Annotated in this window: 8 protein-coding genes and 1 pseudogene; 6 read left to right on the plus strand and 3 right to left on the minus strand. The window is 71.3% G+C overall.

Annotated features, from left to right (window positions below; all coding sequences use genetic code 11):
* The 4 genes from E1281_RS33780 to E1281_RS33795 form a co-directional block, all read left to right on the plus strand.
* Positions 1 to 688, plus strand: a 688-nt coding sequence (locus tag E1281_RS33780; RefSeq protein ID WP_131883778.1) for a catechol 1,2-dioxygenase, incomplete at its 5' end; no start/stop codon positions are given.
* Positions 685 to 1,536, plus strand: a complete 852-nt coding sequence (locus E1281_RS33785) for an alpha/beta fold hydrolase (RefSeq protein ID WP_131883779.1) — start codon at positions 685 to 687, stop codon at positions 1,534 to 1,536. The genes E1281_RS33780 and E1281_RS33785, both read left to right, overlap by 4 nt.
* On the plus strand, positions 1,533 to 2,537 hold the full coding sequence (locus E1281_RS33790; RefSeq protein ID WP_131883780.1) for an LLM class flavin-dependent oxidoreductase: 1,005 nt from the start codon (positions 1,533 to 1,535) through the stop codon (positions 2,535 to 2,537). Before E1281_RS33785 ends, E1281_RS33790 begins: the two co-directional genes overlap by 4 nt.
* Positions 2,534 to 3,769: an MmgE/PrpD family protein gene (locus tag E1281_RS33795; protein WP_131883781.1), complete on the plus strand. Its 1,236-nt coding sequence runs from the start codon at positions 2,534 to 2,536 to the stop codon at positions 3,767 to 3,769. The genes E1281_RS33790 and E1281_RS33795 overlap by 4 nt, the downstream gene beginning before the upstream one ends.
* Positions 3,770 to 3,776: 7 nt before the next feature.
* Here E1281_RS33795 and E1281_RS33800 read toward each other — a convergent pair whose 3' ends face one another.
* Both E1281_RS33800 and E1281_RS33805 read right to left on the minus strand, forming a co-directional pair.
* Positions 3,777 to 4,646 (minus strand): SMI1/KNR4 family protein, encoded by an 870-nt coding sequence (locus E1281_RS33800; protein ID WP_131883782.1) that lies wholly within the window; start codon positions 4,644 to 4,646, stop codon positions 3,777 to 3,779.
* Between the two features lie 135 nt (positions 4,647 to 4,781).
* Positions 4,782 to 5,180 (minus strand): MerR family transcriptional regulator, encoded by a 399-nt coding sequence (locus tag E1281_RS33805; protein ID WP_131883783.1) that lies wholly within the window; start codon positions 5,178 to 5,180, stop codon positions 4,782 to 4,784.
* A gap of 661 nt (positions 5,181 to 5,841) precedes the next feature.
* Here E1281_RS33805 and E1281_RS41490 point away from each other — a divergent pair.
* Positions 5,842 to 5,989, plus strand: a pseudogene (locus E1281_RS41490) (MerR family DNA-binding transcriptional regulator); the annotation flags it as partial.
* On the plus strand, positions 5,978 to 7,147 hold the full coding sequence (locus E1281_RS33820; protein WP_243717685.1) for a SulP family inorganic anion transporter: 1,170 nt from the start codon (positions 5,978 to 5,980) through the stop codon (positions 7,145 to 7,147). The pseudogene E1281_RS41490 and the gene E1281_RS33820, both read left to right, overlap by 12 nt.
* 32 nt (positions 7,148 to 7,179) lie before the next feature.
* Here the strand turns inward: E1281_RS33820 and E1281_RS33825 are convergent, their stop codons facing one another.
* Positions 7,180 to 8,091: an SDR family oxidoreductase gene (locus E1281_RS33825; RefSeq protein ID WP_243717684.1), complete on the minus strand. Its 912-nt coding sequence runs from the start codon at positions 8,089 to 8,091 to the stop codon at positions 7,180 to 7,182.
* Positions 8,092 to 8,414 lie beyond the last annotated feature (323 nt).

Here is an 8,414-nt window from a genome sequence, read left to right on the forward strand (position 1 = left end):
GCTGCCCACCGACCCCGGCCTCGCCCGCCACCTCGTCACCTCGCTCGTCGAGGACGGGTTCGACCCGGCCTTCTCGCTGCGGCTCACCGTCGACCACGGCATCACGCACGGGCTCCAGCACCTGCTGCCCGCGCTCGACGTCCCGATCGTCCCGATCGTGATCAACATGTTCGCGCCGCCGCTGCCGTCCCTGCGGCGCTGCCACGAGCTGGGCGCCGCGCTCGGCCGGGCGGTCGCCGAGGACGGCGGCGCGAAGCGCGTCGCGGTCGTCGCGTCCGGTGGGCTGTCGCACCGGCTGCCGTGGCCGAAGTGGTTCGAGGCGCTGTCCGACGACGACCGGTTCCTGGTCGAGGCGTGGCTGAACGGGCGCGGGTCGTGGGGTGACTACGAGGTCCGCCGGCGGCAGATCATCCGCGCCGCCGAGGCCGACATCAACCCCGCCTTCGACGAGGGCTTCCTGAAGCTCGTCGAGGAGGGCGACCTCGGGCCCGTTCTCGACCGGACCACCGCCGACATCGACGCCGAGGCCGGCAACGGCGCGCAGGAGATCCGCTCGTGGATCGCCATGCTCGCCGCCCTCGGTCCGGGCGCGCGGGGCGAGACCCTCGCCTACGCCGCCATCCCCCAATGGCTCACCGGAATGGGCGTCGCCGTGGTCGAGCCCCCCACAACGAAGGAGATCGCATGAGCATCTGGACCGACCTCGCAGGCGTCGACTACGCCGTCCGCTTCGTCGACGCGGGAGGCGTGCGCACCCGCGCGCTCCAGGCCGGGACGGGCGAGCCCGTCATCTTCCTGCACGGCACCAGCGGCCACCTGGAGGCGTTCGTCCGCAACCTCCCGGCACACGCCGAGCGGTACGCCTGCCATGCCGTCGACATGCTCGGCCACGGCTACACCGAAGGCGTCGACGAGCCCTACCGCATCCCCCGCTACGTCGACCACGTCCTCGCCTACCTGGACGCCTGCGGCATCGACCGCGCGCACTTCGTCGGCGAGTCCCTCGGCGGCTGGGTCGCCGGACGGCTCGCCGCCGACCACCCCGACCGCGTCGGCCGGCTGACCCTCGTCGCGCCGGGTGGGACCGTCGCCAACCCCGAGGTCATGGAGCGGATCAAGACCAGCACCCGCAAGGCCGTCGCCGACGACGACATCGACCTCACCCGCAAGCGCCTCCACCTGCTCATGCACGACCCGGCCAAGGACGTCTCCGAGGAGCTTGTCGAGGTCAGGCACGCGATCTACCACCGGCCCGAGTTCGTCAAGCGCGTCGACAACCTGCTGTGCCTCCAGGAGATGGAGAACCGGAAGCCCGACCTGCTCACGGCCGAGCAGATGGGGCGGATCACCGCGCCGACGCTGATCGTGTGGGGCGCGCAGAACCCGTTCGGCGACGTCCCCGAGGCGCACCGGATGAACGACGGCATCGCGGGCTCGCGGCTGGAGATCTTCGGGGAGTGCGGGCACTGGCCGCAGCACGAGCACGCCGCCCGGTTCAACCGCCTCAACCTGGACTTCCTCGGGGAGGCGCGGTGAGGGTCGGCATCCGGATCCCCGCCTGCGACCGTCCCGACCGCCTCGCGTCGGTCGCGGCGCGGGCCGAGGAACTGGGATTCGACGAGGTCTGGTTCCCCGACTCGCAACTGCTGTGGCGGGACGTCTTCTCGGTCCTGTCGGTCACCGCCCTGCGAACCGAGCGCATCGGGCTGGGCACCGCCGTGACCAACGTCGCGACCCGGCACCCGTCGGTCGTGGCGTCGGCCGCGCGGACGGTCGCGGAACTGGCCCCCGGCCGCTTCACCCTCGGACTCGGCGTGGGCAACAGCTCCGTCGCGCCGATCGGAATGCGTCCCAGCACCCGCGCGGAACTGACCGACCGGCTGAGGCAGGTGCGGGCGCTGCTCGCCGGAGACGAGTGGGACTACGGCCCGGTGCGGTCGCGGCTGCGCGACCCGGCGCCGTCCGTGCCCGTCCACCTGGCGGCGAGCGGACCGCGCAACCTGCGGCTGGCGGGGGCCGTCGCGGACGGCGTCGTGCTGCTCAGCGGCGTCTCTCCCGCGACGCTCTCCGCCGCGGCCGGGCAGGTCAGGGAAGGGGCGCGCGAGGCGGGACGCACCGATGACGTCCCGCTCACCGTCTCGGCGTTCTGCGAGGTCACCGACGACATCGCGGCGGCGGCCCGGAAGCTGAAGCCCATCTGCGCGTCGATCGCGCAGAACGGGGGCGCGCCGTTCCTCGCGCTCGCCGACATCCATCTCACCGTGCCGGACCGGGTGGACGAGGTGTACCCGGATCTCGTCCACGCCGAAGACTGGGACCAGGCCGTCGAGGTCGCGGGCCGGTGGGTGTCCGATGACGACGCCCTCGCCTTCGCCCAGGCGTTCTGCCTGATCGGCACGCCCGACGAGATCGCGAAGCGCCTCAAGGAGACGTTCGAGGCCGGGGCGTCCGGCGTGTTCCTCCAGCACGTCGGCTCCTACGACCCGCCCGACGATCTCATCGAGGCCGTGGGCGGCGACGTCCTCCCGCGCCTGTGAGCACGCTCGACGACCTCGCCGCCCGGGGTGTGCACGCCCCTCGGGCGGCGGGGGACCAGGCCAGGAGGCTCGTGGCCCTGCACGTCCTGGACACGATGGGCTGCGTGGTGTCCGGCGCGACCCACCCCATGGCCGCCCCTCTGGCCGAGTTCTACGGCGGCGCCCTTCGCGACCGCGTCCTGCGCTGGTCGGCCCAGGCGCATCTGGACGAGTTCGACGCCCTGCACGCCGGCGCGGCCGTCGTCCCGGCGGCGGTCGCCGTACCGGCCGCGCTCCTCGTCGCCGAACGGGAGGGGCGGCCGGGCGCGGCGGTCATCGACGCCGTGATCGCCGGCTACGAGGTGGTGGTGGAGGCCGGTCTCCGCTTCGGCGGCTCCGGCCTGTACGCCTCCGGCTGGTGGCCGACCGCCCTCTTCGGCTCCCTGGGAGCCGCCGCGGCGTCCGCGTCCCTGCTCGGCCTGGACGAAGATCGGACGGCGTCGGCCCTGGCACTGGCATCGTCCGGCCTGGGCGGCCTGCTCTCGGCCGACTCCTTCGGAGAGGCGCACTACCTGCTCCCGGGCCGGGCCGCCGCGGACGGCGTGGAAGCGGCCTACCTCGCCCGAGCCGGGGCGACCGGCAGCCGGACCCTCCTGGACCGTCCGGCGCCGCTGGCGCTGGGCCGCCCTCCCGGCCCGCCGAGCCCCATGACGGGCGTCCACCTGGAGGACTGCGGATTCAAGCCCTACCCGTGCGCCCGCCCGCTGCACGCGGCGATCGACGCAATGCTCGCCATGGACACCGAGGACGCCCTGCATGTCGAGGTCGCCTTGCCGTCCGGCCTCCTGTCCTTCGTGAACGCGGACAGGGAGGTACCGGGCCCGGCCGAGGCGTCCGCCGGAGCGGCCTTCGCCGTGGCCGCCGCGCTCTCGGGGCACCCGCAGGACATAGCGACATTCCGCCGAGCCCGCCTGGACGACGCGACACCCCCGGTGACGCTGGCGAAGGACGAGACCCTGGACGCACTGCTGCCCGGCCATTGGGCCGCCCGAGTGACGGTCGAGACCCCGTCCGGCCGGACCTCGCAACGCGTCACGGACGCCCTGGGCTCCCCGGCCCGCCCCCTCCCGGAGGATGCCGTGCTCGCGAAGTTCGACACACTGACGGATGGTGACCTCACCGACTGGCGCACCAGGTGCCTGTCCCTGGACGACCTCGACAGCGTCACCGACCTCGTCGCCGAGATCACCTGAGCGGCGCCTACCGTCGATCGGGCGAGGGGCGTTCTTCCAGTTCGGGCCAATGGGCGGTGCCGTGCACCGGCAGGACGGCCTTGACGCGGCAGCGCATCGCGGCGATCGCGGGGAGCAGTGCGTCGCGTACCCGGGCATCGTCCCCGGGCGGGTAGGCGGCCCGGATCTGGTGCCCGTAGGCCGTCTCGTAGGTCAGCGTCCACTGGCCGCCCTCCGCGGCGAAGTGGTCCTGCCGGGCGCCGTCCGCGCCCTCGAAGCCGCCCCGCGCGCTGGTCGGCGCGAGGCGTTCGCGCAGGACGCGGAGCCGCTCCCCGTACGGCGGCGCGCCATCGGTTTCCGCCAGTTGCAGATAGACGTGGACATCCCTGCGATACGGATCGAACCAGGCGCCGTCGACGTCCTGGCCCTCCTCCCTCTTCCTCGCCAGCCGGTCCTCGATCAACGTGGTGAGCGCGGCGGCCACGCCGCCTTCGGGGTAGGCGAACTCATCGTCGATCGTCCAATGGACGGTCTTCCACCGCTCAGGCGAGCCGACGGGCTCGGTCAGCCAGCAGAGCACCCCGCCGACCGAGTCCGATCCCCACAGCACCAGGCCCCCGGGCTCCGGGTGAACGGGGTGCGGGCACTCCACGCCGTCTTCCTGGAGAAGGAACCGCTTGTCCTCCAGCCGCCCGGCCCCACTGTCGATCATCTCGCCGAGGTCGAAGCAGGAGAACTCGTCGACGAACGTGCCGCGCCCGTACCGCCGGGCAAGGCCGACGAACTCGGTGGGAAGGGTCAGGCCGAGCGCTTCCTCCACCCGCCTCCAGTCGGCGTCGGCGTCCACCGGCGCCGCCGGCGGCGGTACGAGCGCGAGCAGCCTTTCGAGTTCCGTCATGACCGCACACTCTATTGACCGAAGATCGGGCGGCATCCCGCCGGTCAGCGAGACGGCTACGAACGCGACCCTCGGGACTTCGTGTCCAGGTCGGTCATGAGGGTGGCGAGGCCCGCGTCGGCGGGTACGTCTGTTTCAGGGGCGGTGTTTGCGGAGTTCTGTTGTGAGTTCGGCGGAGAACTGTTCGGCGTCCGACAGGCGGGCCCTGATCTTTTCGCAGCGTTCTTCGACCAGGGAGCGGTAGACGGCCAGGCGCTTGGTCAGGTCGGTGCGCGTGGATTCGTCGGTGTCGGCGGACTGGAGCCGGTCGAGTATCTCCAGCAGGTCGCGCATTTCTTCGAGGGTGAAGTCGAGGGGCTTCATCCGCTTGATGACCAGCAGGCGCGCGATGTCGTCGTCGGTGTAGAGGCGGAAGCCGCCCTGGGAGCGCGCGGTGGGGAGGGCGAGGCCGACCTCTTCGTAGTGGCGGATGGTGCGCAGGCTCAGCCCGGTACGGTCGGCGACCTCGCCGATCTGCATCTGCCTGCCGTCCATCGGGTGCCTCCTCGCGTCACCGGCCCGCCTCGCCGGGGGCCGGTGATCCAGATCGTCGGTCAAGCTTGCCATCTCTGCCTCGTGGTGCGGGTCGGCGGCCATACGGCGTCGCCCTCCTAGAGGCGAGCCGTGTCATGCGCCCCGTTCGCCTCCCTCCTAATCTTACGAAAGGGTAGGGTGTGCGGGTGCTGTCGCTCGTCGCCGCGGCGGCGGGGAGCTCTTTCTTCCCCACTCCTCGCCCCGCCCGGCGATCTCTCGTGGCGGAGGCTTCTCCCGGTTGATTCCGTGTCAGCTCCCTTGGTAGCCCATGCGCGCGCTTCCCAACGCGGCCAGGCTCTACGTCTCTGCCATGGACTGGCGGACGCTCCTCGCGATGGCGGTGTTGTTCGTGGTCTGTGATCGGTGCCGGCCCGGCTGAACGTCGAGGGGGCCGGGTGTCGCCGGCTTTCGCGGTGAGCCAGGCGTCGGTGGTGCTGGCGGGTCCCCTCTGGGCGGCGCTGGTGGGCGCCGCGGCCATGGCCACGGGGCAACGTAAGGTCGGGCCCGTCAAGCGGCTGTTCAACTGGGCGCAGTTCGCGCTGAGTGCACCTCCGGCCGTTCCCGCACTCAAGATACCCTAACGTAAGGTTAGACTGCGACCAGGCGTCAGGTGGTGGGGCGAATGCAGATCGGTGAGGTGGCCGAGCGGACGGGGCTTTCGCTGCGCACGATCCGGTACTACGAGGAGGTCGGGCTGGTGACGCCGTCCGCGCACACGTGGCGGTTTCCGCGTGTACACCAAGGCCGACACGGGGCGGCTGGAGCTGGTCCTCGGGGCGCTGGGGGTCGCCCGGTTGATGCGATTCGTGCCGCGCAGCGTGATGGTCGGATTCGTCAACGCCCTGGCGATCCTGATCTTCATGGCGCAGGTGCCCGAGGTCCGCGACGTCCCCTGGCCGGTGTACCCCCTGGTCGCCGCCGGGCTGACGCTGATGGTGCTGTTCCCGCGCATCACCAAGGCCGTCCCCGCGCCGCTGGTGTCGATCGTGACCCTCACCGTCATCACCGTCGCCGCCGGCATCGCCGTGCCGACCGTCGGGGACAAGGGCGCCCTGCCGTCCTCTCTCCCGAGCCCGGGGCTGCCCGACGTCCCGCTCACGCTCGACACCCTCACGCTCCTGGCGCCCTATTCGCTGGCGTTCGCGCTGGTCGGACTGATGGAGTCGCTGATGACCGCGAAACTCGTCGACGACATCACCGACACCCACTCGGGCAAGACCCGCGAATCGGTCGGCCAGGGCATCGCCAACATCGTCACCGGGTTCTTCGGCGGCATGGGCGGCTGCGCGATGATCGGCCAGACCATGATCAACGTCCGCAGCGGCGCCCGGACCCGCCTGTCGACCTTCCTGGCCGGGGCGTTCCTGATGGTCCTGTGCGTCGGCTTCGGCCCGCTCGTCTCCGACATCCCGATGGCCGCCCTGGTCGCGGTCATGGTCCTGGTCGCGGTCGGCACCTTCGACTGGCACTCGGTGGCCCCGGCCACGCTCAAGCGCATGCCGCTGGGCGAGACGACCGTCATGCTCGTCACCGTCGCCGTGGTGGTGTCCACCCACAACCTGGCCATCGGCGTGGTCGCCGGCTCGATCACCGCCATGGTCATCTTCGCCCGCCGCGTCGCCCACCTGGTGAACGTCTCCGCCGTCACCGACCCCGACGGCGGCCAGGTCGTCTACGCCGTCACCGGCGGACTGTTCTTCGCCTCCAGCAACGACCTGGTCTACCAGTTCGACTACGCCGGCGACCCCGACCGCGTCACCATCGACCTCACCGACGCCCACGTCTGGGACGCCTCCACCGTCGCCGCCCTCGACGCCGTCACCACCAAGTACGAAAAGCGCGGCAAGACCGTCGAGATCGTCGGCCTCAACGAGCACAGCGCCCGCATGCACGGCACCCTCAGCGGCGAACTCACCGCAACCCACTGACAGGGACCGACCGGGGCGTGTCGCCGGACCGGTCAGCGGGTGGTGGTCAAGCCGCCGGTGACGCCGATGATCTCGCCGATGGTGTAGCTGGAGTCCGGTTCCGAGGCCAGATAGACGTACGCCGGTGCTATCTCCTCCGGTTGTCCCACGCGTCCCGTCGGGCCTTCGGCGCCGAGTCGGGCGAGGTCTTCCTGCGGCATGTTCTGGTCGGCGATGTTGAGGACGGTCCAGGTGGGCCCCGGCGCCACCACGTTCGCGCGGATGCCGTCCTTGGCCAGGTGGAAGGCGATCGACTTGGTGAAGTTGACCATGGCGGCCTTGCTGGCCGCGTAGTCGATCATCGTGTCGCTGCCCTTGAGCGCCTCCTCCGAAGCGGTCGCGATGATGGCGTCGCCCGCTTTCAGGTGCGGCCGCGCGGCTTGCACGAGATGGAAGTACGCGTAGGTGTTCACCTTGAAGGACCGATCCCAGTCCTCGAAGGAGAGCTGCGACAGGTCCAGTTGGCTGTTCAGGTGGGCGGCGTTGTTGACGAGGATGTTCAGGCCGCCGAGTTCCCGCACCGTCCGCTCGACGGCTTCGCGGCAGAACGACGCCTCGGACAGGTCGCCGGACAGCAGCAGGCATGTGCGGCCTTCGGCCTCCACCGCGCTACGGGTCTCTTCCGCGTCCGGTTGCTCCTCGGGCAGGTACACGATGGCGACGTCGGCGCCCTCGCGCGCGTAGAGCACCGCCACCGCCCGGCCGATGCCCGAGTCGCCGCCCGTGATCAGCGCCACCTTGCCGCGGAGCTTGTCCGCCGCGCGGTAGCGCTCCGCCTGGTAACGCGGCCTCGGCTCCACCTGCTTCTCGCTGCCGGGAGGCTCCTGCCGCTGCTCGGGATAGGGAGGCGTGGGCTCCGAGAGGGACTGCGAATCCGTGCCGGGTTCCTTCCGGTCGTGCTGCACGTACGACAACCTCCTGAAATCTGCGGCGAAACCTGGGCCCATCACTGCCTGGGACGAGTTTCCCCTGTGGCAGAGCACCAAACAGACGGCCGCGGCTCAGACGTCGTGGCGAATGTCGCCCTCGACGTCGCTAGCCGCCGGCGAGGTTCTGCGGGGCTGTGACCTTGATGCGGAATCGCCGGGGCTACCGGGTGCCGGTGGTCCGGCCGGAGCGGCGCACGGCCGGGCCACCGGTGTGGTCAGCCCTTGTCGCGGGCGTCGCGGATCATGTCGCGGACGCGGTCCATCATCGCGGCGGGCGGGCCGGCCAGCAGGTTCTTGGT

This window comes from Actinomadura sp. KC345 (assembly GCF_004348515.1).
GTDB lineage: Bacteria > Actinomycetota > Actinomycetes > Streptosporangiales > Streptosporangiaceae > Spirillospora.